The following is a 23,477-nucleotide window of genomic DNA, read 5'->3' as shown; positions in this document are numbered from 1 at the left end:
AAGCACCCACAGCCACTCGCGCCCCACAGCCCCCCGTGCCCCTACGAGAGCCCCCGTGTCCTTACGGGAGTCCCCGTGCCCTTACGAGCCCGCGCCTCCGGACTCCGCCGAGGTGCCGGAATCCCCGGGCAGGAGGGAGTCCAGGTCCGTCGCGAACATGTCCGGGTCGAACATCAGGTCCTGGGCGTCGGGCGTCGGGCCTTTGCGGCCGTCCGGGCCGAGTAGCCCCTGCTCGGTCCAGATGCATTTGCCCGTCCGCGTGTACCGCACCCCCCAGCGCTCGGAGAGCGCCCTGACCAGTTGCAGTCCGCGGCCTCCCTCGTCGCTCTCGGACGCGCGGCGGATACGCGGCATCGTCAGACTGCCGTCGAAGACCTCGCAGATTAGCTCGGCGCCGTACAACAGCCGCAGCCGGACAGGGCCCTTGGCATGGCGTACGACATTGCCCACCAGTTCGCTGACCAGCAGTTCCGTGGTCGGCACGAGATCGTCCAGGCCCCAGTCGGCCAGCTGTCCGCGGACATGGCGACGGGCCTGGCCGGCCGCCTTCGGATCCTTGGGAAGCGGCCAGGCCGCCATCCTGTCCTCGGGCAGGGCGTGCAGCCGGGCGACGAGGACCGCCGCGTCGTCGGCCGCCTGCTGCTCGGCCGGCAGCAGACCGGCCGTCAGGGTGTCGCAGAGGCGCTCCAGGTCCTTGTCGGTGCCGTCCTCGTGGGTGGTGTGCAGGAGCCGGGCCAGGTCGGCCATCCCCGCGTCGATGTCCCGCTTCGCCGACTCGACCAGGCCGTCGGTGTAGAGCACCAGCAGACTGCCCTCGGGCACCGTGATCTCGACCGTCTCGAAGGGCGGCTTCGCCGTGCCCAGCGGCGGATCGGCGGCCGGCTCCGGGAAGTGGACGCTGCCGTCGGGATGGACGAGCGCCGGCGGCGGATGGCCCGCACGGGCGATGGAGCAGGTCCGGGTGGTGGAGTCGTAGAGCGCGTACAGACAGGTGGCGTACGACTCCTCGTTCATGCCGCCGACGATGTCGTTGAGGTGGCTCATGATCTCGTCGGGGGGCAGTTCGAGGTCGGCCAGGGTGTGCACGGCGGTGCGCAGTCGGCCCATGGCGGCGGCCTCGGGCAGCCCGTGCCCCATGACATCGCCGACGACGAGGGCGACCTGGCCGCCGGAGAGCGGGATGATGTCGTACCAGTCGCCGCCCACGTCCATGCCCTGGCCCGCGGGGAGATAGCGGGCGGCGGCCGTGCACGCGGCCAGTTCGGGCAGCCCCTGGGGCAGCAGGCTGCGCTGGAGTTCGCGGGACCGGGCGTGCTCGGCGTCGTACAGCCGGGCCCGTTCCAGGGCCTGGGCGACGAGGGCGCTGATCGTGGTCAGCAGGGTGCGTTCCTCGTCGGTGAGCAGGCGCGGCCGGTCGAAGGAGACGACGCATACGCCGAACGTGTGCCCGGACGCGGCCAGTGGCAGGAACGCCCAGGCCTGTTTGCCGGCCCGAGCCGGCATGTCGACGCGGGTCGGCGAGTGCGCGGCGAACTCCTCGACGGAGGCCAGGAACAGCGGAGTGCCCGACATGATCGGCTCCCAGGCCGGGTCTTCGGGACCCCGCGGGCGGCGGTCGAGCAGGGCCAGGAACTCCTCCGGGTGGCCGACGGACCCGACATGGTGGAGCCGGTCGCCCTCGACGACCTGCATCAGCAGTCCGGTGGCGTCGAACGGCGGCAGTACGCGTCGGGCGACCGCGTCCACCACGTCCTGGGTGGTCGTCGCCTTGGCGAGCTCCGTGGTCAGCTCGGCGATCCGGGCCGCCCGCTCCGCCGCGGCGAGTTCGGCCGACCGGCGTTCCTCGGCCCGGCGCCGCCTGTCGGTCACGTCGGTGAAGTAGAGGGTGTGGCCGTCGGGCCCTGGCACCAGCCGCAGGTGGTACAGGAGCCCGGTGCCGGGCGCGGGCACGTCGAAACCGACGGGCTTCCCGCGGGCGGCGGCCTCCCGGCAGCGCTCCTCCAGGCCGGGGATCCGTCGTGTGGAGGGCAGGTCCCACAGGACGCGCCCGAACAACTCCTCCTCGGAGAAGCCCAGGGTGCGTTCGGCCTCCAAATTGGCGAAGGTGATGTGCCACCGCTCGTCCACGGACAGGAAGCCGTCGCTCATATGGCGCAGGGCGCGGCCGAGGGCGTCCCGGGCGGTGCGGGACTCGTTGCTCTCCCAGCCCACGCCGATCATCCGCAGGGCCTCGCCCCGGTCGTCGTAGGTCGCCCGGCCGCGGGCCCGGGTCCACCCGTACGAACCGTCGGGCCGCCGCACCCGGTACTCGGCCTCGAACACCGTGCGGTCGTGGATCGCCCGCTGCGCCGCCGCCAGGGTGGGAGGCAGGTCGTCGGGGTGGACGACCCGCATCCAGTCCTCGATCCGCCCGGTGAAGTCGGCGGGCCTGGTGCCGTACAGCTCCAGGGCCGCCTCGTCCCAGATCAGCTCACCGCCGCGGATGTCCCAGTCCCACGACCCGACGCTGACCTCCTTGAGCGCCTGCCGCAGACGTTCACCGTGCAGTTCGGTGTGTACGGGCCCGGACGGCATCGGCGCCTGGAGGATGCGCTCCTCGACCCAGCGGACGACGGCCCGCAGGAAGTCCCACTGTTCGGGGGTGGGTTCGCCCCGGTCGCCCGTCAGCAGGGTGAGCGTGCCGATGCGGCGGTCCTCGCTGGACACCGGCAGGGCGGCGAGACCGGACCCGGGCGGGAACTCGTCACCGGGGATCGACGGGACCCATACGCCGCTGCCCTGGTGGAGGGCGCGGGCCGGGGCGGACGGCCCCTCCTGGTCGACGATCTCCCATGAACGGGTGAGGGCGGACGGCAGGCCGACCGCGGACACCAGTCTCAGGGCGGACATGGGGCCGCGCAGATGGATCGCTCCACCCAGCGCGCCCAGCTCTCCCATCGCGTGCTGGAGCGCCAGCCGGAAGACCTCGCTTTCCGTGGCGCCGGGGGCCACCGTGCCGAGAAGATCCAGCCGAGCGTTCATAGGGCGAACCTTAACGCTCCGACCTCGGACGAAACCTTGCTTCGCAGGACCCTCACGCCCAGTCGTCCGTCGCCGTCGCCGTCCTCGTCGGACTCCGCCGGTGCTGTCGGTTCGGCGGGCTGGGACGGAGACGGCGGGAGAGCAGGGGGCGGGCCAGGCCCTCGGTGGAGTGGGGGAATACATCCACCTGGGGCCCGGTTATATCGCACGTGAATGACATGGCCCCATCAATCCAGGTGGGTGCCCGGGGGTGTGAAAGGAGGCGTTCATGGCTGCCAGAGGTACGCGTCCGGTGGTGACGTTGAAATCCACAGCCGGGACCGGTGCGACCTATGTGACGCGGAAGAGCCGTCTGAACGATCCCGACCGACTGGTCCTGCGCAAGTACGACCGGGTGGCGGGGGAGCACGTCCTCTTCCGCGAGGAGCGATGAACCAAGCCGTCGCCGCTCGGCGTACGGCTGCAAGGAAGGAAACCCCATGAAGGTCGGTATTCATCCCGTGTCCCGCCCGGTCGTCTTCCGCGACCGCGCCGCGGACGCCACGTTCCTGACCAGCTCGACGGCGTCCTCGGCGACGACGATCGTGTGGGAGGACGGCAACACCTATCCGCTGATCGACGTGGAGGTCTCGTCGGCCGGCCACCCCTTCTACACGGGAACCGCGCGCGTCGTCGACAGCGCGGGCCGGGTGGAGCGGTTCGAACGGCGCTACGGCCGTACGCCGTCGACGGCCTGACGAGTCGAAGGGCTGGCGAGTCGAGGGGCTGACGAGTTCGATGCCCCGGTGAGTCGATGACGGCCGGCCGGAGTCCTGGTGGGAGGAGAGCAGAGTCATGAAGGTGCGCAAGTCGTTGCGTTCGCTGAAGTCCAAGCCCGGAGCGCAGGTGGTGCGCCGACGGGGTGCGGTCTTCGTGATCAACAAGAAGGATCCGCGTTTCAAGGCCCGTCAGGGCTGACGCGGCGCGGAACGGTGCTGGGCCCGGTTCCCCGGAGAGGGGGCCGGGCCCGGCGCCGTGCCGCGGTCGTTCTCGTCGCCTCGGCCGCACGCGGCCCGATTGACGGATTGGCGTCCGTCCCCGGTGGGCAGGGAGCCAGGGAATGTCATGTCATGTGCACGACTACCTTCCCCCCACAAGGAGGTCGACCATGCACGTCCGTAAACTGACAGGTGGATTCGCCGCCGTTCTGGCGGTGACCTTTTCCCTGCTGGGTGGCCAGGCCGTGGCCGCCCCGGCCCCGGCCCCGGCCCCGGTCGCGGACCACATCGCCGCCGCCCGGGTCGTGACTTACGACGCGAGCGCTTCCGCGGAGTTCAGGACCGCGGTGGACCGAGGCGCCGCGATCTGGAACGAGAGCGTCGACGCCGTCGAACTCCAGCCCGTCGCATCCGGACAGCGCGCCAACATCCGGGTCCTGGCGGACAACGGCTGGCCCCGTGCCCAGACCACCTCGCTCGGCAACGGAATCGTCTACATCGGACGGCAGGCGGTCAACGAGGGCTACAACACGATCCGCATCTCGGCCCATGAGCTGGGGCACATCCTCGGTCTGCCGGACCGTAAGCCGGGCCCGTGCAGCAGCCTGATGTCCGGTTCCAGCGCGGGAGTCGCGTGCACGAACCCGTACCCGAACGCGGCCGAGAAGTCCGAGGTCGAGGGCAACTTCGGCGGTGAACTGGCGCGGACGGCCGGAGCGGTACCGGTCGGCGTCATGATCGTGGACTGACTCGACGCGCACCGAGTCGCTGAGTCACCGAGCCGCTGAGTCACTGAGTCACGAGTCACCGAGCACGCGCCACGTCGGACCGTGGCAGCCGTACGTCCCGGAGCGGAGGTCGCGTTCCGGGGCGTACGGGCCCGATCCGAAGTCCAGTTGGGTCCGCCCGGGTGCGCCGGTCAGTGGGTGTCGACGTCGGTGTGGGTGTCGGCGAGCAGCCTGATCCGGGCCGTGATGTGTTTGCCGACCGGCTCTCTTCGGGCCTCGAAGCCCTCGCAGATGGCCATGACGATCTCCAGGCCGTGCTGGCCCACCCGTCCGGGGTCCGCCGCCCGGGCCACCGGCAGTACCGGATCGCTGTCCCAGACGGCCACCTCAAGCAGGCCGCCGACGATCCGCAGGGCGAGCAGGACCGGCCCTGGCGCGTACTTCAGGGCGTTGGTGACCAGTTCGCTCACCACCAGCTGGGTCAGGTCCATCGCCCGGGCCGTGACCGGCACGCCGTGTTCGGCCTGGGCCTGTGACAGGAAGTCGGCCGCGAGATGACGGGCCTCGGCGATGCAGAGCGAATCGCCTTCCAGAGCAACAGTGGTCTCTATACGGCCACGCTGCGGCGCCATACGGCCTCCGCCCTTGATCAAAGATTCCATGCAGTCCGTCCTCACCCGGTGCTCGCCCGCATGTACCCCCTCTTTCGCAACCTACGCATCCGCTGTCGGCGAAATCCGACCGGGTGCTCCGCGAGGGCTTCGAGGCGCAACGGAAGATCCGTCGCCGGGTTCATACGCGCAGGTCACACGCCGGGTCCATGGGGTGAGGCGGAAGTGGAGCGGAGGTGAAGCGGAGGCGGAACAGTGGTGGAACACCCGTGGGAGTAAGCCCGGGACGCCCGGGTAGTCGCCCCATGTCGCGGGAAAGCGGGACGTGGAGCCTGGGGAGGTCGCACGTCCCGCTTTCCCGCCGTTTTCGCGAGCCCGTTCTGCGCGCTGCGATGGTGCCGGGGACGCACCCGGAACAAGGCGCGGCAGGCGCATCGACCGTCAGCGATCGCGGATCCTTTGAACGCAGGACATGGCCCTCTGCGTATCCCTGGTGACCGGGAGCAAGGCTTCAGCGAGGGATGGGCATGGGCAACGCGGGTGCCGCTGCAAATGAGTTGGTCGCCGGAAAATACCGGCTCCAAGAGGTCGTCCACCACGAAGTGGGCTGCGTCTGCTGGTACGGGGAGGACATCGAGTACGCCCGTCCGAGACTGCTGACGCAGACGCAGCTACCGCCCGATCCGATGGAGGACCGGGCCGGCCCGGCCGTCGCACGGATCAGGTACGTGTCCGAGGTCATGGGACTGCGGTGTCCGGGCGCGGTGGCGAGCGTCATCGACGTCGTCGAGGAGTACGGCAGCCTCTGGACGGTCGTCGAATGGATCGACGGCATGCCCCTGGGCGAGTTCCTCGACCAGTACGGCCCGCTCGACCACGCGCGGGCCGCCCGTATCGGGCTCGACGTCCTGGGCGTGCTGGAGTCCGCGCACACCGAGGGCCTGGTGCACGGCGAGCTGAGCCTGGGCCAGGTGTTCGTGCGCGACCACGGAGGCGTGGTCGTCTCCGGGTACGGTCTGGCGGGCGCCGGTCCCGGAGCACGGATCGGCGCGCCGGCGTACGCGTCCCCGGAGCAGGCCCGTGGCGAGGCCTACGGTTCGCCGGCCGACCTGTGGGCGCTGGGCGCACTGCTCTACACGATGACCGAGGGGCGCCCGCCCTTCCGGGACCGCGGCCAGCCCGAGGCGACCCTCAAGGCGATCCTGAGGCTGCCACTGCGCAGCCCGCGGCACGCCGGCCCGCTCGCCCGGATCATGCAGGGACTGCTCCGCAAGGACTCCCGCGAACGGCTCACGGGGCCCGTGGTCCGCGACGCCCTCGTCCGTATCGTGAATGAGGACCCCGCCGCCGCGGAGGCGTCGCTTCCGCAGTCGCGGCCCTCGGTCCACCACGTGATGAGTCTGGCCGGGGGCAGGAAGAACCTCGGCCGTGCGGCGCTCGTCGGCACCGCGGTCGCCGCTGTCGTCGCCGTGACGATGACCGCTCTCGCCGCGACCGGCGACGGTTCGGGGGACGACGTCTCGGCGGCCGACGCGACGGCCTCGCGCACCGGCCCCGTGCTTCCGACCGGCGACGGGAACGGCGCGGCGGGTACGCCCCCGTCCGGTACCGCGTCCCCCACGACTTACCCCTCGCCCTCCGCGTCCCCTACCTCGTCGCCCTCCTCCTCTACCTCCTCGCCTTCGCCCTCTGCCCCTTCCTCGTCCTCGGCTGCCGGGGAACTCCCGGCGGGCTTCCGCGTCTTCACGGCGTCGGAAGGCTTTGCCGTCGCCCTTCCCGAGGGCTGGCAGCGGCTCAGCACGAAACGCGCCGAGGACGGTTCCTACCGCGTCGTCTTCGGCGCCGACGGAGACCCACGGGACCTGGCCGTCACCTACAGCACGCGGGTCGGCGCCGACCCGGTGGCCGTGTGGCGGGACACCGTCGAGCCCTCGCTGCGAAAGGAGTCCGGCTACGACCGGTTGGGTGCGATCCGTGCGACGACGTACCAGGGCCGCGAGGCCGCGGACATGGAGTGGGTCGACGAGTCCGAGGGCACCCGGGTGCGTACCTTCGGCCGTGGGTTTCTCATCGGGGGCGGCGAGGGTTTCTCGATCCGCTGGGCGACACCGGCCGCCGACTGGGAGGACGCGGGCAATCAGCAGGCGCTGAAGACCTTCCTGGCGACCTTCCGTGGGCTGCCGGACTGATAGCTCAGCCCGGTCGGTCTCTCGCGAGGTCGCTGGTGCGCTCGCGCGTGTTCCCGCGGGCGCGATCCATGGCGCGCCATTCGGGTCGCAGTCCGGTCAGGCTCGTGGTGAGGAAGTACGCGATCCCGCCGGCCAACAGCACCGGCGCCGGTCCGACGGCGGCCACGGCCGCTCCCGCGATCAGCCCGCCGAGGGGGATGCCGGACCAGGCCAGCGAGTCGCCGAGCGCGTTGACGCGGCCCAGCAGCGGGCGTGGAATGCGCTCGAAGAGGACTGCGCCGATGATCGGGTTGATGAAGCCCGCGCCGAGCCCGCTCACGGCGAAGACGGCGAGGACGGCACCCAGCGGCGCGCCGGAGGCGAGGGCCAGGAATTTCGGTGCCCCGGCGAGAAGGAATCCGACGAAGAACACCGCCCGGCGCCTCAGCCGGTGCGCGATGGCCGAGATCCGCGTACCGGTCAGCGAGATCGCCATGGCGGTGAGCACTCCGCCCAGCGGCCGTAACGCGCGCTTGCCGGGTAAGTGGTCCGTGTCCGAGCCCATGTCCGGGGCGGTGCCGGTCACGGCTTCTCCGAGGCCGAGGCCGAGGCCGAGGCCGGATCCGGGTTCGGGTCCGGGTCCGGGTCGGCCGCGGACGTACCCGGTTCCGGCAGTAGGTGGGTGATCACGGAGAACCGTTCGGCTCCCTCGGGGGCCGGTGTCGCCGCCTCGGGCGTGTCCTGGCGATAGCGGCTGACGACACCGCGCAACTCCTCGTAGAGACCGGCGGCCTCCGCGGGGGTCAGCCGCAGGACCCAGTCGCTCATGTCGAAGGTGTCCCGCCACACGCGGGGCATGGTCTGGAGCTCGCCCAGTGCCCGCTCCGTGCGTGCGGTGTAGAGGGCGGCCACGGACTGCAGATAGGCCAGGGTCGCCTCCGGCTCCCGCTCGGCCAGATCGTGGTCGTTGAACCACGTCCTGCTGTGTGCCGACCGCCACCAGCGTTCTCGCGCGTTGCCGCGTTCGGTGTCCTCCTCGACGAGACCGGCGTCTCCGAGCCGGCGCAGGTGGTAACTGGCGGTGCCGGAGTTCACTCCCAGCCGCTCGGCGAGGCGGGTGGCCGTCGACGGGCCGTGCTTGCGCAGCAGCCCCAGCAACTGCACCCGGACCGGGTGGGCGAGGGCCCGTAGCCCTTTGGCGTCCAGAACGGCCGTGTCCTGGTGGGCACTTGGGCGCTGCGGCGTCGCGGGTGTCGCGGGTGTCGCGTCGGATTCAGGCATACCGCGCACTCTAGACCGCAAAGGGTCCTTCGCAAAGACTTCTTTGCGAAGGACCCTTTGCGGTTATTTCGCGGTGCCGTTTCGCGGTGCCCCTTCGCGATGACCTCTTGCGGTGACGGGCCGCCGCTGTCCGCCCGCTCCCAGGGGTGGCGCTGTCGCTCTAGGGGTGCCGGCCGGGACCCTCGGCGTGGTGGGACAGCGGGGTGGGGGAGAGGTCCGTCGGTTCCTCGCCGCTCTCCAGCAGGGTGTTGGCGGAACCGATGATCCGCGGATCGGCCGTACCGACGGCCTTCTCGTCCTTCGCCGTGTAGTCGCAGAGCAGGAGCAGATGACGCATGGCTTCGAGGCGGGCGCGGCGCTTGTCGTTGCTCTTCACCACGGTCCATGGCGCGTACGGCGTGTCCGTCGCGCGGAACATGTCGACCTTGGCCTCCGTGTAGGCGTCCCACAGGTCCAGGGAGGCCAGGTCGGTGGTGGACAGTTTCCACTGCCGGACGGGGTCGACCTGGCGGATGGCGAACCGGGTGCGCTGCTCACCGCGCGACACCGAGAACCAGAACTTGACCAGCACGATGCCCTCGTCGGTGAGCATCTTCTCGAAGATGGGCGCCTGCGTGTGGAAGAGCCGGTACTCGGCCGGGGTGCAGAAGCCCATCACGCGTTCGACCCCGGCCCGGTTGTACCAGGACCGGTCGAAGAAGACGATCTCGCCGGCTCCCGGGAGATGGGGGACGTAACGCTGGAAGTACCACTGCCCGGCTTCCTTCTCGGTGGGCTTGTCCAGTGCCACCACGTGGGCGCCGCGGGGGTTCAGCCGTTCGGTGAACCGCTTGATGGTGCCGCCCTTGCCCGCCGCGTCGCGTCCCTCGCACACCACGACGACCCGCCGGCCGGTGTCCCGTACCCACTTCTGCAGCTTGAGGAGTTCGATCTGCAGTATCCGCTTCTGCCGCTCGTACGGCTGACGGCGCAGCTTCTTCTCGTACGGGTAGTTCTCGCGCCAGGTGTCGAGAGGCTTGCCCTCGCCGTCCAGGAGGACCGGCTGCTCGGGTCGCTCCTCGTTCACCAGCAGCCCGGCCAGCAACTCCGCCTCGACGGACGATGCGTCTCCGCCGTCGAGGGCCGGCGCGTTCAGAGGATCAGCCACATGTGGTCCCTTCGTAGCCCGGGCAGCCGCGCCCGCCGACGGACCGGCGTACGACTCCCGCCTCCGTCGGCAGGCATGCGACCGAGCGCCCGGCGCCGTGCGGGACGGTCGAGGCCGCCCGTCCCGGATGTTCGTGTGCCCAGTACCCCGACCAAGCGCTCCATCACGGCGGGACCCGCCTCCACCGGCCGCCGGCCGCCACTGACGACGGGCCGAACGGATCCGGCCATTGCACGCCCGGTTACCGGCCCTCGTGCAACTCCCGTCTCACCTGGCGGCTCTTAAGTGGGTACGGGACGAATCAAGTAAGGAACGCACACGGGGGAACCATGCTCAAGTTCCACTTCACGGACGCGGATATGGCCCGTATCCGGATGGCCGGCGGCCCGGATCCCATGTGGGAGCTGCTGCTCAGCCTGCATCTGCTCGGCGGGAACGACGGATCGGTTGTCTTCGGGGCGTGGAAGCGGCGCATCCGCAACCGCCTGCCCGGCAGCACCCGGCTGCTGTTCGATCTGGCGCCGCCCCGCGGATATTCAGCCGACTTCCTCACTCCCGCGCCTGATCGAGGGGGACTCGAAACGGGTATCGACGCCGTTCTGTCCACCCCGCGCGGCGGGCTCAGGCGTGACATCGCCCGTCTCGCCGCGGCCCGGAACCTCGGGGCGCGCACCCTGTCGCTGGCCGAGGCGGGCTCCGACGCGATGCGCAGCCTCGGCGCGGCCCTGCGCGGCTACTTCGATGTCGCGCTGCGGCCGTACTGGGCCGAGGTGAGGAATTCGATCGAAGCGGATCGCGCAGTCCGGGTGCGCGCGCTCCTGGACGGGGGCACCGAGGGCATGCTGTCCACCCTGCATCCCTCCCTGCGCTGGCAGCCCGGTGTCCTCACCGTGGCCAGCGCCTACGACCGCGACATCCGGCTCGACGGCCGCGGGCTGCTGTTGCTGCCCTCCTTCTTCTGCTGGCGGGCGCCCATCACGCTGCGCGATCCCGGTCTTCCTCCCGTGGTCGTCTACCCGGTCGCCCACGACCTCGGGTGGTCGCGAGCCGATGACGGCGGGGGCCCCGAGGCCCGGGAGGCACTGGGCGCCCTGCTCGGGAAGACCCGTGCCGAGGTGCTGGCGGCCGTCGCGGACCACGGCGGGTCGACCAGCGATCTGGCCCGGCGGCTCGTGGTCTCCCCGGCGTCGGTCTCGCAGCACGCGGCGGCGCTGCGCGACTCGGGCCTGATCGTCACGCAGCGCCGCGGGCAGAGTGTGCATCACAGCGCCACCACGCTCGGAAGCGCGTTGCTCGACGGCCACCGGCAGATCCCGCAGGCGCCCTTGCGGAGGGTCCGGTAAAGGGGTGGCCGGTCCGGTGAAGGGGTGGCGGGCCGGGAGACACCGTCCGCGGCCGTACGTCGTCAGCTCGCCGCGGCTGTCTCCCGGGCCGGAGCACGGTTGCCGTGCCAGTCCAGGATCAGGACTGTGGCGTCGTCGCTGAGGTTGCCCCGGCAGGCCTCCGAGACCGCGGCCGTCAGGGTCCGCACGGCTTCCCGGGGATGCAGCGCGCGGGTCTCATGGACGACCCCGGCCAGATCGACGGCGGCGGCACCGCGGTCCTGCATGCCGTCGGTGAGCAGTATCAGCCGGTCTCCGGCCCGCAGGTGCAGTTTCTGCTCGCGGTAGGGGATCGGCGCCGGTACGCCGAACGGCAGGTTGACGGCGAGTTCGATCTCTTCGACGGCCCCGTCGCGCAGCCGCATCGGCCAGGGATGACCGGCGTTGACCAGTCGGCAGACACCCGACGCGAGGTCGATGCACAGCAGTTGCCCGGTGGCCAGACCCCGGCTGTGCTTCAGCAGTGCCTGGTGGGCCTGCTGCGCCTGTCTGACCGGGTCGCAGCCACTGCGGCGGGCCCCACGCAGCGCACCGAGCAGCAACGTGGCCAGCAGAGCGGAATCGGTGTCGTGGCCCATGGCGTCGGTGATCGACAGATGCAGGGTGTCGCGGTCCAGGGTGTAGTCGTAGGTGTCGCCACCGATGTCGTCGGCCGGGACCAGCCCCGCGGCGAGAGTGAACTGCGACGACTCGCAACTGGACGCCGTGGGAAGCAGCTGGTGCTGGATCTCCGCGGCCAGGCTGGTGTCGGTGGTGCGCCGGCGCAGGTGGTACAGGTCGGTGAAACGGCGGTCCGTGACGATGATGTAGGCCAACGCGTGTGCCGCCTCCCGGACCTGTCTCAGCACGGTGTCGTCCGCGTGCTGCAAAGTGACTTCGAGTACGCCGAGGCAGTCCCCGCGGTTGGACACGGGCGTGATGATGCGCTGGTTGCCCTGATCGTCCGCCTCCACGTGCTGGCGCTGGCTCCGCAGCACCATGCCGTGCACGCTGCCCTGCAGGGCGATCGGCTCGGTCCGCTCCGCGGCCTCGTCCTCGACTGCCGCGGTCAGCCGTACGAGCCGGTGGCCGATGAGGTCGACGAACAGGAACGACACGTGCTCGGCGCCGAACCGCTTCTGCAGGTTGCGGGCCACCACGTCGACCGACTCGCCGGGTGGCGCGGCCTCCGCAGAGGCCAACAGCTCACCCAGTTCCAGATCTCCACCATCCACGACGACCTCCCATCGGATTCCGTTCCTTCTGCCCCGACTTTCCTGGACCTCACTTAATGTGACTCGTCACGGGGGCGTTCTCGAACACGCATCCGAGCGTGGGCGGGGTCGATCGGAGTGGAGTCAGCGGTGAAGCGTGGCGGTACGGGCCGGAGTGCGCGACTCACGGCCCATGGAGCCGTTTCCACGGCGCTGGCCCTGCTCAGTGACCGGGCGCTCCAGGAACTCCTGGACGCCGCCGGGACGACCGGTACCGGCATCGGAGGCAGGACGACCCTGCTGGAGGTCGCCGGAACGCGGGTCTTCGTGAAGCGGGTGCCCCTCACCGACCTCGAACGGCAACCAGGGAACACACGGTCCACGGCGAACCTGTTCGAACTGCCGCTCTTCAGCCAGTACGGCGTCGGAGGGCCGGGATTCGGGGCCTGGCGGGAACTCGCCGTGCACACGATGACGACGAACTGGGTGCTCGCGGGCGAGTACGACGGCTTTCCCCTGACGCACCACTGGCGGGTCCTGCCGGACTCGACGCCCCTGTTCGGGGAACTGGCCGACATGGAACGGGCCGCCGCGAGCTGGGAGAGCGGCGGAGCAGCGGTGCGCCGACGCATCGACGCCCTGCGGCGGTCCTCGGCGAGCATCGCGCTGTTCCTGGAGTACGTCCCGCAGAACCTGCACCAGTGGCTGGGGCGGCAGCTGGCCGCCGGTGACGAGGCCGCCGACCGGGCCTGCGCCATGGTGGAGAGCGGCCTGGAAGCGGGCACCTCCTTCATGAACAGCCGCGGGCTGCTGCACTTCGACACCCACTTCGAGAACATCCTCACCGACGGTGAGCGCCTCTACTTCGCGGACTACGGACTCGCCCTCTCCTCCCGGTTCGAGCTGTCACCGGAGGAGCGGGCCTTCTTCGACCGGCATCGCGGCTACGACCGCTGCTACTCGGCCGGCTATCTGGTGAACTGGCTGGTCGCCGCCCTGTACGGGAGGGACAGGCGTGCGGCGCAGGTGCGGGCGTACGCCGAGGGCGAGCGTCCCACCGGAGTTCCGGCGGGGGTCGCGGCACTCCTCACCCGCGACGCGCCGCTCGCCGCGGTGATGGCGGACTTCATCCGCCGGCTCACGGACGAGAGCAAGCACACGCCGTACCCGCTCAAGGAGCTTCACCGGATCGGTGCGGTCCGCGACGTGTCCGGCGACTCACCGGTCTGAGCCGTCAGACCGGCAGCCACGCGCCGAGGGCGTCGATGAGCCGGTCGAGCGGCGGCCGCTCGGCGGAGCGGTCCGTGACGACCGTACGGCCGTCGAACCGCAGCGTGTACCGGAACAGGTCGGCCGCGCCCTTGTCCACGGTGGACGCGGGGACGTCGTCCAGTGCCGGGTCCCCGAGCAGCGTACGCAACTGATCGAACTGGGCCGCGCTGGCGCGGCGTACCTCGGTGTCGCCCTCGTCGCTGGTGCGGACGGTGCCGTCGCCGCGCAGGATCACCTCCTGTCGGACACCGGCGAAGCCGCCGCTGACGGTCATGGTCACCAGCTTCTGCCGCCGTCCGGCCGTGGGCACCGGAGACGGGCTCCCGGAAGCCGGAGCCGTGACCGAGGCGGAGGCCGCGTCCGTCACGGAAGGGGGCGAGGGCGAGGGCGGGGTGGGGCTGGGGAGTTCGCCGGGCGGGGAGGCGGAAGGAGAGGCCGTGGCGCCGGCCGAGGGATCCGACGGCCGCGCCGCGTCCTCGCCGCCGTCTGCGGAACAACCGGCCAGGCTCAGTACGGTGGCCGCGAACACGGCCGCCGCCGTCGTGCTCCTGGGCATCGCGCGCACTGGGTCTCCACCCGCCTTCCGCTCGTCGGACCGGAGCGACTGTCGGTCCCGGCTGCCATGCTGTCAGTTCTTCCGCCGTACGAGGAGGCCGCATGTCCGAGCCGTCCGTTCTCGCCGCGCTGGTGGCCGGGTTGCGAGGAGGGTCCATCGAGGTCGTCGACCTCACCGTGCCGTTGTCGTCGTCGACCCCGGTGCTCCAGCTGCCGCCCGAGTTCGGCCAGACCCAGGTGTTCACCCTGGAGGAGATCAGCAGGTACGACGACCGGGGGCCGGCCTGGTACTGGAACAACTTCCGCAGCGGCGAGCACACGGGCACCCATTTCGACGCCCCGAACCACTGGGTGACCGGCAGGGACCTCGCCGACGTGGCGTCCGTACCGGCGGGGCGGCTGGTCGCGCCGGCCGCGGTGCTGGACTTCACCGCCGAGGCGGCGAAGGACCCGGACTTCCTCGTGGAGGTGGCCCATGTGCGGCAGTGGGAGGCCGAGCACGGGCCGTTGCCCGACGGCGGCTGGCTGTTGCTGCGGACGGGGTGGGACGCCCGCTCGCACGCCAAGGAGGCGTTCCTGAACGCGGACGAGAACGGCCCGCACACCCCCGGCCTGTCGCCGGAGTGTGCCCGCTGGGTGGCCGAGGAGTCGCCGGTGATCGGCCTCGGCGTCGAGACGGTGGGCACCGACGCCGGACGCGGGCACACCTTCGACCCGGCCTTCCCGTGCCACTCGTACCTGATGGGCAGTGACAAGTACGGGCTCACCCAGTTGCAGAACCTGGCGGCGCTGCCCCCGACCGGCTCCGTCGTCGTCGCCGGACCGCTGCCCATCGTCTCGGGCTCCGGCTCCCCGGCCCGGGTGCTCGCCCTGGTGGAGCGCTCATGAAGGCCGCCGAGGCCGTCGGACGGGCGCTGTACGCGGCCGGGGTCGGCCAGGTCTTCGGCGTCGTCGGATCGGGCAACTTCCATCTGACCAACGCCATGGTCGCGGCGGGCGCGCGTTTCGTCGCCGCACGCCATGAGGGCGGAGCGGCGACCATGGCCGACGCGTACGCCCGCATGAGCGGCACCGTGGCCGCGCTGAGTGTCCATCAGGGACCCGGTCTCACGAACGCCATGACAGGCATCGCCGAGGCGGCCAAGAGCCGTACGCCCCTGCTGGTGCTGGCGGCCGAGGTGACCGAACCGAGGTCCAACTTCCACGTCGACCAGGAGGCGCTGGCCCGGGCGGTGGGCGCGGTTCCGCTGCGGATCACCTCGGCCGAGCACGCGGTGGAGCAGGCCTGCGCGGCGGTCGGACGGGCCGTGCACGAGCGGCGGACCGTGCTGCTCAACGTCCCTCTGCCGGTGCAGTCCCTGGACGTTCCCGACGGAGCCCTGGCACAGGCGGCACCGCCGGGGGAACGGGAGGCGGTGGCGCCGTCGCCGGACGACGTGGCGGCGTTGGTGCGCGTCCTCGAACAGGCACAGCGGCCGCTCTTCGTGGCCGGCCGCGGAGCACGCTCACCGGGAGCGCGGGCCGCCCTCGAAGCGCTCGCCGACCGCTACGGGGCCCTGCTGGCGACATCGGCCGTGGCGCGCGGTCTGTTCCACGGCAACCCCTGGTCGCTCGACGTGTCCGGAGGTTTCTCGTCACCTCTGGCGGCCGAGCTGATCGGGGCCGCGGACACGATCGTGGGCTGGGGCTGCGCCCTGAACATGTGGACGATGCGGCACGGCAGGCTGATCGGCGCCGGCACGACCGTCGTGCAGGTCGACGACGACGCGTCGGCGCTCGGCGCACACCGGGAGGTACGGCTCGGCGTCACCGGCGACGTGGAACTCACCGCGCGGCGCGCCCTGGAGAGGAGCGGCGCCGCGGAACGGCGGGGCTACCGGACGACCGACATCGCCGAGGCCGTCACCGCACGCGTGCGCTGGCGGGACGTGCCGTACGAGGACGACAGCGACCGTGAGCGGATCGACCCGCGCACGCTGAGCATCGCCCTCGACGACATCCTGCCCGCGGAGCGCGTGATCGGCGTGGACTCCGGCAACTTCATGGGTCACCCGAGCATGTATCTGTCGGTGCCGGACGAGAACGGCCTGTGTTTCACCCAGGCGTTCCAGGCGATCGGCCTGGGGCTGGCGACCGCGATCGGCGCGGCACTCGCGCGGCCGGACCGGCTCGCGGTGGCGGCGCTCGGCGACGGCGGAGCCATGATGGGCGCCGCGGAGCTCGACACGGTACGCCGGCTCGGACTGCCGATGGTCGTGGTCGTGTACAACGACGACGCCTATGGAGCGGAGGTGCACCACTTCGGACCGGACGGGCATCCCCTCGCGACGGTCGAGTTCCCGCCGACGGACATCGCCGCGGTCGCCCGCGGCCACGGCTTCCAGGCGGTGACCGTGCGCACGCCGACGGACCTGAAGGCCGTCGAGGACTGGGTCGCCGGCCCCCGGTCCGCCCCCTTGCTCATCGACGCGAAGGTGACCCGGGCCCACGGGTCGTGGTGGCTCGAAGAGGCGTTCCGCGGCCACTGAGCGGATACGCGGCCCGGCGGCGCGAGCGCAACCACACGGCGTCTCATGAGTCTCCCTTGCAGGGGGTGCCATGGGGACGGAACAACAGATCGCGCACTTTTTACGGGAGTTGACGGACGTCGGCCCGCACGCGGACCCGGAGCGACGCGCGGCGTCGGCGAAAGGCCTCGGCAGGATCGGCCGGCCCGAGCACGCCGGAGCCCTCGCCGAGGCTGCCGGTGACCCCGTACCGGCGGTGCGCGCGGCGGCGGCCCTGGGACTCGGCCGGCTCGGAGTCCCGGCGGCGGGCGGCCCCGTGCTGCCGGGGCTGATGCGGGACACGGACCCATGGGTGCGACGCCGGGCCTCGGTCGCCGCCATCCGGCTGGAGCTGACGGGCCGGACGGTCACGGAGGCATTCGCGGGCCTGCTCGACGATCCGGACCACCACCTGCGGATCAACGCCCTGGTCGGCCTGTACGCGCTGGGCGTGACGGGCGATGTAGCGGCGTCGGCACGGCTGCTCGGCGATCCGCAGGGCGCGGTGTGGGGACGCGCCCGGATGCTGCTGTACCGGTTCCGCGACGACCCGGTCGTTCGCGCGGAGGTGATCCGCACGGCCCGGGAGGGCGAGGGCGCCGCCCGGGCGCGGGCCCTGGAGATGCTGCCGAAGCACTGCACGAAGCGATTGCTCGACTCGCTGCTCACCGGACTGCGCGCCCCGTCCTCCGAGGTGCGGTACGCGGTGGCCCGGCGGCTGTTGGACCTGGCACGGCCCCCGGTGCGGGACGCCCTGGTCGAAACCCTCCGGACGGAGCGGGACCCGCGGGTCGCGGGCTTACTGCTGAGCGGACTCGGGTGGCGGGGCGAGCGCCGGGTGACCGACCTCGCGGTGCGTTGGCTCGAAGACCCGGGGGCCGGGCGGTGGGCCGCAGCCGCTCTGGGACACATCGGCACCCGGACCGCCGGGGAGCACCTGCGCAGAGCCCTCGCCGACGAGGCGATGCCGGGCGCTACCAGGGCTGCCGCCGCGGTGGCGGTCGGCAGGGCGGGCAGATGGGACGCCGTTTGGCTGCTGCTCCCGCTTCTCGACCATCCCGAAGCCGAGATCCGTGCGGGCGCGGTCGACGGTTTGGGCGAAGTCGTCCACGACGGCCTCCGCTTCTGGGAACGCCGTCCCGTCGCAGACGCGCTCACCGCCCATCTCGCCTCCGGCAGGGACGCGACCTGGCGCACATGCAACGCCCTCGCCGGCCTCGACGAGGCCCTCCCCGCCCTCCGCCGCCTGACGGACGAGGCGTCCTCGGACGAGATCCGGGCCGCCGCGCTGTGGCTGCTGGACGCGGACGAACCCGACTGACGAGGGCGAACCCGACTGGGCGTACGGCTGGTTGGATCCTCCCGCCCAAGTCCTCGTGCCCGCTTGCGATCATGGGACCCGTCATCGACCCATGAGGAGTTGATCCGTGATGCCGGCTGTTCCCGCCGATCCGAACGTGGTGCATCCGATGCCCGAGCAGCCCCGCGTGGTGTTGCTGCGGCCCCTGGTCACCTCGCCGTTGATCGAGGTGGGGGAGTACTCCTACTACGACGATCCGGACGACCCGACGGCTTTCGAGACCCGCAATGTGCTGTACCACTACGGGCCGGAGAAGCTGGTGATCGGTAAGTACTGCGCGCTGGGCGAAGGCGTGCGGTTCATCATGAACGGGGCCAACCACCGGATGGACGGCCCCTCGACGTTCCCCTTCCCGATCATGGGAGGCGACTGGGCCGAGCACTTCGATCTGATCACCGGTCTGCCGGGCAGGGGTGACACCGTGGTCGGCAACGACGTCTGGTTCGGATACCGGACCACGGTGATGCCCGGAGTCCGTATCGGTCACGGGGCGATCATCGCCTCCGGGGCCGTCGTGGTCGACGACGTGCCCGACTACGGCATCGTCGGCGGCAACCCGGCCAGACTCCTGCGGCGCAGGTACGCCGACGAGGACATCGCGCGGCTGCTGGCTGTCGCCTGGTGGGACTGGCCCGCCGAGCACATCAGCGAACATGTCCGGACCATCATGTCCGGCGGCATCGACGCCCTTGAGGCGGCGGCGCCGGGCCCGGCCTAGGTCTGCGCCTGGGCCTGCGCCTGGGCCCGGGAGTGGTCGGGCCGCTGCGCGGGGCCGTCGCTCCGCAGGGCCGCGTTCATGGCGCGCAGGCGGCGCTGCTGAAGGGAGCTGTTGGAGACGCCCCAGCCGATGAAGACCACGGTGAGCAGTGCGAAGCCGATGGCCTGGCGCAGCCCGCCTGTGGCGGCCGTCAGGACGGTGACCGAGCAGAAGAGGGCCGTGAGGAAGACCAGGGCCGGCACGCGGTGACGTGTGCGGTGCAGGCGCTGGGCGACCAGCGCGCGCATGGCATCGCGTTCCGCCGGATCGGTGGGGACATCACCCTGGCGCAGCTTCCGGTCCAGCACGACGAGGCTGTCCGTGCTGCCGGCGGCTCGCTTCTCCTTGCGCCGGGCGACGAGTACGGCGGCGATGCCTCCGACCGAGATGACGGTCGTGCGGATCACGACGGAGAGAACGGAGGGCCCCGGGAACAGAAGCACTATCAGGGCGCTGCCGACGAGGATGGACAGGACGAACTGCAGCCAGACGTGTTTGCCGAGCAGGGTGTTGACGCGTTCCATGGTCCGTCACTCCTTGGTTTCCGGTCGGTGCCGCGTCAGACCCGGGTCCGCCGGCGCACGGTCGCGACACGCAGGGACAGGGCGATGGCGAGAAGGACCCAGGCCACGGCGCAGTAGGCCCAGTCGGTCGCTCCGTTCGCCACGCCGAAGACGCTCCATACGGCCCACAGGGCCAGGACGGTGCACAGCGCGGTCCACGCGATGTCCATGAGGCGCACCCGCAGCTGCCCGCGTTGCCTGGTGCCGTGCTCCAGGGTGCCCAGCTCGGACGGCGGTGTCGCTCTGCCTCGCAGTGCCATGACTCGTCTTCCCTTCCACGTCCACCCGTGTTCGTACGGGACCGTGTTCGTACGGGATTTCCGCGTACCCCGCGCCGGGGTCCGCAACCGGTCAAGTCGGGCATGACAAGCGGACGTTGACAATCCGGAAGGCCGGACCCGCCCCCTCGCGTCCGGTCCGGACGCTCCGCGCGTCCCGCGCCTGCCGTATTTGTGAGCTTTATCTGTTTAACATGCGGTGATCCACTTCATGCGGCCCTACGGCCCTGTGACCCGGTCGCACGCAGCCGGTGGGTCCGTTGTGCGTGTCGTCAACCGCGAAAGGAGGCCTCCATGGCCCCGGCAGGCCGTCGCAGAGCGCTGACGCAGGACACCTCGTCACGACACGACCCCGAACTGCGTGCCGCCGCACGGCATTTCGGGCGCCGCCGGTTCCTCACGGTGACCGCCGCAGCTGCCGCCCTCGCCTTCGGCACCAATCTGCCGGCCCGGGGCGTGGCAGGCGCCGGGGAACTGGACGCGGCGCGGATCCCCACCGATCCGTTCACGCTCGGCGTGGCCTCCGGAGACCCGCTGCCCAGCTCCGTGCTGCTGTGGACCCGGCTCGCGCCCGCCCCGTACGAGCCGGGCGGCGGTCTGCCCGGGCAGTACGTGGCCGTCGAGTGGGAGTTGGCCGCCGACGAGTTCTTCGCCCTGATCGTCCGCAGAGGCACCGCCGTCGCCTTCCCCGAGTACAACCACAGCCTGCACGTGGAAGTCGAAGGCCTCGAAGCCGGCCGGGTGTACTACTACCGGTTCAGGACCGGGGCCTGGATCAGCGACACCGGCCGTACCCGCACGGCCCCCGCCACCGAGGCCGCCGTCGCGAAGCTCACCTACGCGGCCGTGGCCTGCCAGGCGTACCACGACGGGTACTTCACCGTGCACCGCCATCTCGCCCAGGACGACGTCGACGTGGTCCTCCACCTCGGCGACTACCTCTACGAGTACGCCGTCAACTCCGTGGGCGGCGCGCGCGACTACACGGACCGGAAGCTGCCCGACCTCTACAACCGCGAGACCAAGACCCTCGACGACTACCGGCTGCGCTACGCCCTCTACAAGAGCGATCCGGACCTGCAGGCGGCCCACGCGAGGCATCCCTTCGTCGTCACCTGGGACGACCACGAGACCGAGAACAACTACGCGGGCGCGATCAGCGAGAACAACGACCCGCCGCAGGACTTCCTGCTGCGGCGCGCGGCGGCCTACCGGGCGCACTGGGAGAACCAGCCCCTGCGCAACGCCCAGATGCCCAACGGCCCGGACACACAGCTCTACCGCCGGTTCCAGTGGGGCAGCCTCGCCCAGTTCGACGTCCTCGACACCCGCCAGTACCGCTCCGACCAGGCATACGGTGACACGCTGCACGCTCCCGGCCCCGAGACGGACGATCCGGAACGCTCCATCACGGGGGCGGCGCAGGAGAAGTGGCTGATCGACGGCTGGCGTGCCTCGCGGAACCTGTGGAACGTCATGGCGCAACAGGTGTGCTTCTCGCAGCGCAAGTTCGATCTCGGCGCCGAGGCGAGGACGTCCATGGACGCCTGGGACGGCTACCGGGCCTCGCGCCGGCGCGTCCTCGACGGCGCGGACTCCGCCGGGGTCGACAACCTGCTCGTCATGACGGGGGACGTGCACGTCGGGTACGCCTTCGACATCAAGGAGGACTTCGACGACCCGGCGTCGAAGACGCTGGGCACGGAGATCGTCGCCACCTCGGTCGCGAGCGGCAAGGACGGCGCGGACAAGCCCGGCAACTGGGACACGTACCTGAAGGCCAACCCGCACCTGAAGTTCTACAACGGGCGGCGCGGTTATGTGCGGGTCGCCCTGGACCGTGCGAAGGCCAGGGCGGACTACCGGACCGTCTCCGCCGTGACGACGCCCGGCGCACCGGTCACGACCGCCGCGTCCTTCGTGACCGAGGCGGGCGACCCCGGCCTCGAACCCGTCTGACGAGAACCGTCCGCCGCGCCGCCGCTCCTCCCGCGGACGGTCCCGGATGGGCGCGGACAGTCCCGGACGGACGCGTGCGGTCGCGGGACATCAGTACCCGGTGAGGCGGCCCCTCGGCATCCGGTACTCCGCCGGGCGGGTCCTTCGTGTCGTCCGAAGCGCCGAACCACAGGAAACCGGACATTTTCTGAGCCCATGTCGGCAAGGTCTAATGCCGCGGCACCAGATCCCCGAGAACGAGGAGTCACCCGATGGTCCCCAGACACGCCGGCGGAGCCGCCCGGACCGCCCTGACCGTGCTCGGCGCACTCGCGCTCACCGGGCTGCCCGTGGCCACCGCCGCCGAGCCCCCCGCGCCGGGGCCCTCCTCCGCGCAGACGCTCGGCGCCGACCGGCCGTCGGCCGCCGTCCTGCGCGCGATGCAGCGCGACCTGCGGCTGACGGGCCCCCAGGCCAAGGCGCGGCTGGTGAACGAGGCCGAGGCGGGCACCCGCGCCGGCCGGCTCCAGAACGTGCTGGGCAAGCACTTCGCGGGCGCCTGGGTTCACGGCACGACCTCCGCGGGCCTGACCGTCGCCACCACCGACGCCGCCGGTGTCGCCGCCATCAAGGCCGACGGGGCGCAGGCGAAGGTCGTCAAGAACGCGCTGAAGGACCTCAACACTGCCAAGGCGAAGCTGGACGCCGCCGCGGTGGGCAAGGCCCTCGACACGCCGGTCCGGTACGTCGACGTACGGACCAACCGCGTGACGGTGCAGGCGACGAGCCGTGCCGCCGCCGACAAGCTCGTCGCGGCCGCCGGGATCGACCGGCGGCTCGTGGACGTCAAGGTGTCGGCGGACCGGCCGCGCGCCCTGCACGACGTGCGGGGCGGTGACGCGTACTACATCGACGAGAAGGCCCGCTGCTCGGTGGGCTTCTCCGTGACCAAGGGGGAGCAGCAGGGGTTCGCCAGTGCCGGGCACTGCGGGAAGGCGGGCGCCAGGACCACCGGCTTCAACAAGGTCGCCCAGGGCACTTTCGAGGCCTCGGTCTTCCCCGGGCAGGACATGTCGTGGGTGAGCGTCAACAGCGAGTGGACCGCCACGCCCGCCGTCAAGGGCGAGGGTGACACCAACGTGCAGGTCGCCGGCTCCGTACAGGCGCTGGTGGGTGCGGCGATCTGCCGCTCCGGCTCCACCACCGGCTGGCACTGCGGCACGATCGAGCAGCACGACACCACCGTGAGCTACGCCGAGGGCGACATCAACGGCGTGACCCGTACGACCGTGTGCGCGGAGCCGGGTGACTCCGGCGGTTCCTACCTGTCCGGCACCCAGGCCCAGGGCGTCACCTCCGGAGGCAGCGGCGACTGCAAGGCCGGCGGCGTCACCTTCCACCAACCGATCAACCCGCTGCTCACCACGTACGGTCTGACGCTCAAGACCGCCACGGGCCAGAGCGGCACGCCCGCCCCGGAGGACGGCCGGACGGTCGGCTGGACCACGGGCCGGGTGTACGAGGTCGGGACCCGGGTGACCTACGACGGTGTCTCGTACCAGTGTCTGCAGACGCATCAGGCGCAGGGAGTGTGGCAGCCCCGCCTCACGCCGGCCCTGTGGCAGCGTCTCTGACGGTCACTCGGCCACGGCCGCAGGTCGCGGCGGCGCGAGGTGCCTGTCTCCGGACACGGCCCTCGC

At 71.3% G+C, this 23,477-nt stretch carries 21 protein-coding genes and 1 pseudogene; 13 read left to right on the top strand and 9 right to left on the bottom strand.

Features of this window, described 5'->3' with window-relative positions; genetic code table 11:
- Nucleotides 1-81: 81 nt before the first annotated feature.
- Nucleotides 82-3,021, bottom strand: coding sequence for a SpoIIE family protein phosphatase (locus tag ACH4DZ_RS03150; protein WP_398285154.1), 2,940 nt, complete (start codon nt 3,019-3,021; stop codon nt 82-84).
- A 268-nt stretch (nt 3,022-3,289) separates the two neighbouring features.
- Between ACH4DZ_RS03150 and rpmG the strand changes: the two genes are divergently transcribed.
- The 4 genes from rpmG to ACH4DZ_RS03130 all read left to right on the top strand — a co-directional run bounded on the left by rpmG (nt 3,290) and on the right by ACH4DZ_RS03130 (nt 4,747).
- Nucleotides 3,290-3,454: a 50S ribosomal protein L33 gene (gene rpmG, locus ACH4DZ_RS03145; RefSeq protein ID WP_107014951.1), complete on the top strand. Its 165-nt coding sequence runs from the start codon at nt 3,290-3,292 to the stop codon at nt 3,452-3,454.
- Nucleotides 3,455-3,500: 46 nt separating this feature from the next.
- Nucleotides 3,501-3,758, top strand: coding sequence for a type B 50S ribosomal protein L31 (locus tag ACH4DZ_RS03140; RefSeq protein WP_398285153.1), 258 nt, complete (start codon nt 3,501-3,503; stop codon nt 3,756-3,758).
- A gap of 97 nt (nt 3,759-3,855) precedes the next feature.
- Entirely contained in the window at nt 3,856-3,978 is a 123-nt protein-coding gene (gene ykgO / locus ACH4DZ_RS03135) for a type B 50S ribosomal protein L36 (RefSeq protein WP_398285152.1), read from the top strand.
- Nucleotides 3,979-4,168: 190 nt separating this feature from the next.
- A complete protein-coding gene (locus ACH4DZ_RS03130) occupies nt 4,169-4,747 on the top strand; it encodes a snapalysin family zinc-dependent metalloprotease (protein WP_398285151.1) in 579 nt (192 codons plus the stop codon).
- 170 nt (nt 4,748-4,917) lie between these two features.
- On the opposite strand, the gene ACH4DZ_RS03125 is transcribed toward ACH4DZ_RS03130, so the two are convergent.
- The gene (locus ACH4DZ_RS03125) at nt 4,918-5,388 is read right to left on the bottom strand and encodes an ATP-binding protein (RefSeq protein WP_398285150.1); all 471 of its coding nucleotides are present in this window, start codon (nt 5,386-5,388) and stop codon (nt 4,918-4,920) included.
- A 476-nt stretch (nt 5,389-5,864) separates the two neighbouring features.
- Between ACH4DZ_RS03125 and ACH4DZ_RS03120 the strand changes: the two genes are divergently transcribed.
- Complete coding sequence (locus tag ACH4DZ_RS03120; protein WP_398285149.1) at nt 5,865-7,526, top strand: protein kinase; 1,662 nt, start codon at nt 5,865-5,867, stop codon at nt 7,524-7,526.
- Between the two features lie 4 nt (nt 7,527-7,530).
- Here the strand turns inward: ACH4DZ_RS03120 and ACH4DZ_RS03115 are convergent.
- From ACH4DZ_RS03115 to ppk2, 3 genes and pseudogenes are all read right to left on the bottom strand, one after another.
- Nucleotides 7,531-8,022: pseudogene (locus tag ACH4DZ_RS03115) on the bottom strand (MFS transporter); the annotation flags it as partial.
- A 65-nt stretch (nt 8,023-8,087) separates the two neighbouring features.
- Nucleotides 8,088-8,786, bottom strand: a complete 699-nt coding sequence (locus tag ACH4DZ_RS03110; RefSeq protein ID WP_398285148.1) for an ArsR/SmtB family transcription factor — start codon at nt 8,784-8,786, stop codon at nt 8,088-8,090.
- Nucleotides 8,787-8,946: 160 nt separating this feature from the next.
- Nucleotides 8,947-9,870 carry a polyphosphate kinase 2 gene (ppk2, locus tag ACH4DZ_RS03105; protein WP_398285459.1) on the bottom strand — a complete coding sequence of 308 codons (924 nt, stop codon included), beginning with the start codon at nt 9,868-9,870 and terminating at the stop codon, nt 8,947-8,949.
- Nucleotides 9,871-10,262: 392 nt separating this feature from the next.
- On the opposite strand from ppk2, the gene ACH4DZ_RS03100 reads away from it, so the two are divergent.
- Nucleotides 10,263-11,276: an ArsR/SmtB family transcription factor gene (locus ACH4DZ_RS03100; protein ID WP_398285147.1), complete on the top strand. Its 1,014-nt coding sequence runs from the start codon at nt 10,263-10,265 to the stop codon at nt 11,274-11,276.
- 62 nt (nt 11,277-11,338) lie between these two features.
- Here ACH4DZ_RS03100 and ACH4DZ_RS03095 read toward each other — a convergent pair whose 3' ends face one another.
- A complete protein-coding gene (locus ACH4DZ_RS03095) occupies nt 11,339-12,529 on the bottom strand; it encodes a PP2C family protein-serine/threonine phosphatase (protein ID WP_398285146.1) in 1,191 nt (396 codons plus the stop codon).
- A gap of 129 nt (nt 12,530-12,658) precedes the next feature.
- On the opposite strand from ACH4DZ_RS03095, the gene ACH4DZ_RS03090 reads away from it, so the two are divergent.
- A complete protein-coding gene (locus tag ACH4DZ_RS03090) occupies nt 12,659-13,738 on the top strand; it encodes a protein kinase family protein (RefSeq protein WP_398285145.1) in 1,080 nt (359 codons plus the stop codon).
- A 4-nt stretch (nt 13,739-13,742) separates the two neighbouring features.
- Here ACH4DZ_RS03090 and ACH4DZ_RS03085 read toward each other — a convergent pair whose 3' ends face one another.
- Nucleotides 13,743-14,336, bottom strand: coding sequence for a hypothetical protein (locus ACH4DZ_RS03085; RefSeq protein WP_398285144.1), 594 nt, complete (start codon nt 14,334-14,336; stop codon nt 13,743-13,745).
- A gap of 101 nt (nt 14,337-14,437) precedes the next feature.
- Between ACH4DZ_RS03085 and ACH4DZ_RS03080 the strand changes: the two genes are divergently transcribed.
- The 4 genes from ACH4DZ_RS03080 (at nt 14,438) to ACH4DZ_RS03065 (ending at nt 18,959) form a co-directional block, all read left to right on the top strand.
- Nucleotides 14,438-15,223, top strand: a complete 786-nt coding sequence (locus ACH4DZ_RS03080) for a cyclase family protein (RefSeq protein WP_398285143.1) — start codon at nt 14,438-14,440, stop codon at nt 15,221-15,223.
- The gene (locus tag ACH4DZ_RS03075; protein ID WP_398285142.1) at nt 15,220-16,863 is read left to right on the top strand and encodes a thiamine pyrophosphate-binding protein; all 1,644 of its coding nucleotides are present in this window, start codon (nt 15,220-15,222) and stop codon (nt 16,861-16,863) included. Before ACH4DZ_RS03080 ends, ACH4DZ_RS03075 begins: the two co-directional genes overlap by 4 nt.
- Before the next feature lie 70 nt (nt 16,864-16,933).
- A complete protein-coding gene (locus tag ACH4DZ_RS03070; protein ID WP_398285140.1) occupies nt 16,934-18,202 on the top strand; it encodes a HEAT repeat domain-containing protein in 1,269 nt (422 codons plus the stop codon).
- 109 nt (nt 18,203-18,311) lie between these two features.
- Nucleotides 18,312-18,959, top strand: coding sequence for a CatB-related O-acetyltransferase (locus ACH4DZ_RS03065; protein ID WP_398285139.1), 648 nt, complete (start codon nt 18,312-18,314; stop codon nt 18,957-18,959).
- On the opposite strand, the gene ACH4DZ_RS03060 is transcribed toward ACH4DZ_RS03065, so the two are convergent.
- Nucleotides 18,956-19,522, bottom strand: coding sequence for a hypothetical protein (locus ACH4DZ_RS03060; protein ID WP_398285138.1), 567 nt, complete (start codon nt 19,520-19,522; stop codon nt 18,956-18,958). The two genes, ACH4DZ_RS03065 and ACH4DZ_RS03060, sit on opposite strands and share 4 nt — an antisense overlap.
- Nucleotides 19,523-19,557: 35 nt before the next feature.
- Entirely contained in the window at nt 19,558-19,821 is a 264-nt protein-coding gene (locus tag ACH4DZ_RS03055; protein ID WP_398285137.1) for a hypothetical protein, read from the bottom strand.
- Between the two features lie 312 nt (nt 19,822-20,133).
- On the opposite strand from ACH4DZ_RS03055, the gene ACH4DZ_RS03050 reads away from it, so the two are divergent.
- On the top strand, nt 20,134-21,798 hold the full coding sequence (locus tag ACH4DZ_RS03050) for an alkaline phosphatase D family protein (RefSeq protein ID WP_398285136.1): 1,665 nt from the start codon (nt 20,134-20,136) through the stop codon (nt 21,796-21,798).
- A 251-nt stretch (nt 21,799-22,049) separates the two neighbouring features.
- On the top strand, nt 22,050-23,411 hold the full coding sequence (locus ACH4DZ_RS03045; RefSeq protein WP_398285135.1) for a carbohydrate-binding protein: 1,362 nt from the start codon (nt 22,050-22,052) through the stop codon (nt 23,409-23,411).
- The last annotated feature ends 66 nt before the right edge of the window (nt 23,412-23,477 follow it).

Origin of the sequence: Streptomyces sp. NPDC017991 (assembly GCF_044328075.1) — a bacterium.
In the GTDB taxonomy this organism is placed as follows: Bacteria; Actinomycetota; Actinomycetes; order Streptomycetales; family Streptomycetaceae; genus Streptomyces.
Note: the sequence above shows the minus strand (reverse complement) of the source record. Positions and strands in the feature narration are given on the sequence as shown.

Bases quoted from the DNA above. Each gene is read 5' to 3' on its own strand.
- ykgO (WP_398285152.1), top strand. From the start codon at position 3,856: ATGAAGGTGCGCAAGTCGTTGCGTTCGCTGAAGTCCAAGCCCGGAGCG.
- ACH4DZ_RS03120 (WP_398285149.1), top strand. From the start codon at position 5,865: ATGGGCAACGCGGGTGCCGCTGCAAATGAGTTGGTCGCCGGAAAATAC.
- ACH4DZ_RS03100 (WP_398285147.1), top strand. From the start codon at position 10,263: ATGCTCAAGTTCCACTTCACGGACGCGGATATGGCCCGTATCCGGATG.
- ACH4DZ_RS03150 (WP_398285154.1), bottom strand. From the start codon at position 3,021: ATGAACGCTCGGCTGGATCTTCTCGGCACGGTGGCCCCCGGCGCCACG.
- ACH4DZ_RS03125 (WP_398285150.1), bottom strand. From the start codon at position 5,388: ATGGAATCTTTGATCAAGGGCGGAGGCCGTATGGCGCCGCAGCGTGGC.
- rpmG (WP_107014951.1), top strand. From the start codon at position 3,290: ATGGCTGCCAGAGGTACGCGTCCGGTGGTGACGTTGAAATCCACAGCC.
- ACH4DZ_RS03140 (WP_398285153.1), top strand. From the start codon at position 3,501: ATGAAGGTCGGTATTCATCCCGTGTCCCGCCCGGTCGTCTTCCGCGAC.
- ACH4DZ_RS03065 (WP_398285139.1), top strand. From the start codon at position 18,312: ATGCCGGCTGTTCCCGCCGATCCGAACGTGGTGCATCCGATGCCCGAG.
- ACH4DZ_RS03080 (WP_398285143.1), top strand. From the start codon at position 14,438: ATGTCCGAGCCGTCCGTTCTCGCCGCGCTGGTGGCCGGGTTGCGAGGA.
- ACH4DZ_RS03075 (WP_398285142.1), top strand. From the start codon at position 15,220: ATGAAGGCCGCCGAGGCCGTCGGACGGGCGCTGTACGCGGCCGGGGTC.
- ACH4DZ_RS03055 (WP_398285137.1), bottom strand. From the start codon at position 19,821: ATGGCACTGCGAGGCAGAGCGACACCGCCGTCCGAGCTGGGCACCCTG.
- ACH4DZ_RS03070 (WP_398285140.1), top strand. From the start codon at position 16,934: ATGGGGACGGAACAACAGATCGCGCACTTTTTACGGGAGTTGACGGAC.
- ACH4DZ_RS03085 (WP_398285144.1), bottom strand. From the start codon at position 14,336: ATGCCCAGGAGCACGACGGCGGCGGCCGTGTTCGCGGCCACCGTACTG.
- ACH4DZ_RS03045 (WP_398285135.1), top strand. From the start codon at position 22,050: ATGGTCCCCAGACACGCCGGCGGAGCCGCCCGGACCGCCCTGACCGTG.
- ACH4DZ_RS03130 (WP_398285151.1), top strand. From the start codon at position 4,169: ATGCACGTCCGTAAACTGACAGGTGGATTCGCCGCCGTTCTGGCGGTG.
- ACH4DZ_RS03110 (WP_398285148.1), bottom strand. From the start codon at position 8,786: ATGCCTGAATCCGACGCGACACCCGCGACACCCGCGACGCCGCAGCGC.
- ACH4DZ_RS03060 (WP_398285138.1), bottom strand. From the start codon at position 19,522: ATGGAACGCGTCAACACCCTGCTCGGCAAACACGTCTGGCTGCAGTTC.
- ACH4DZ_RS03050 (WP_398285136.1), top strand. From the start codon at position 20,134: ATGGCCCCGGCAGGCCGTCGCAGAGCGCTGACGCAGGACACCTCGTCA.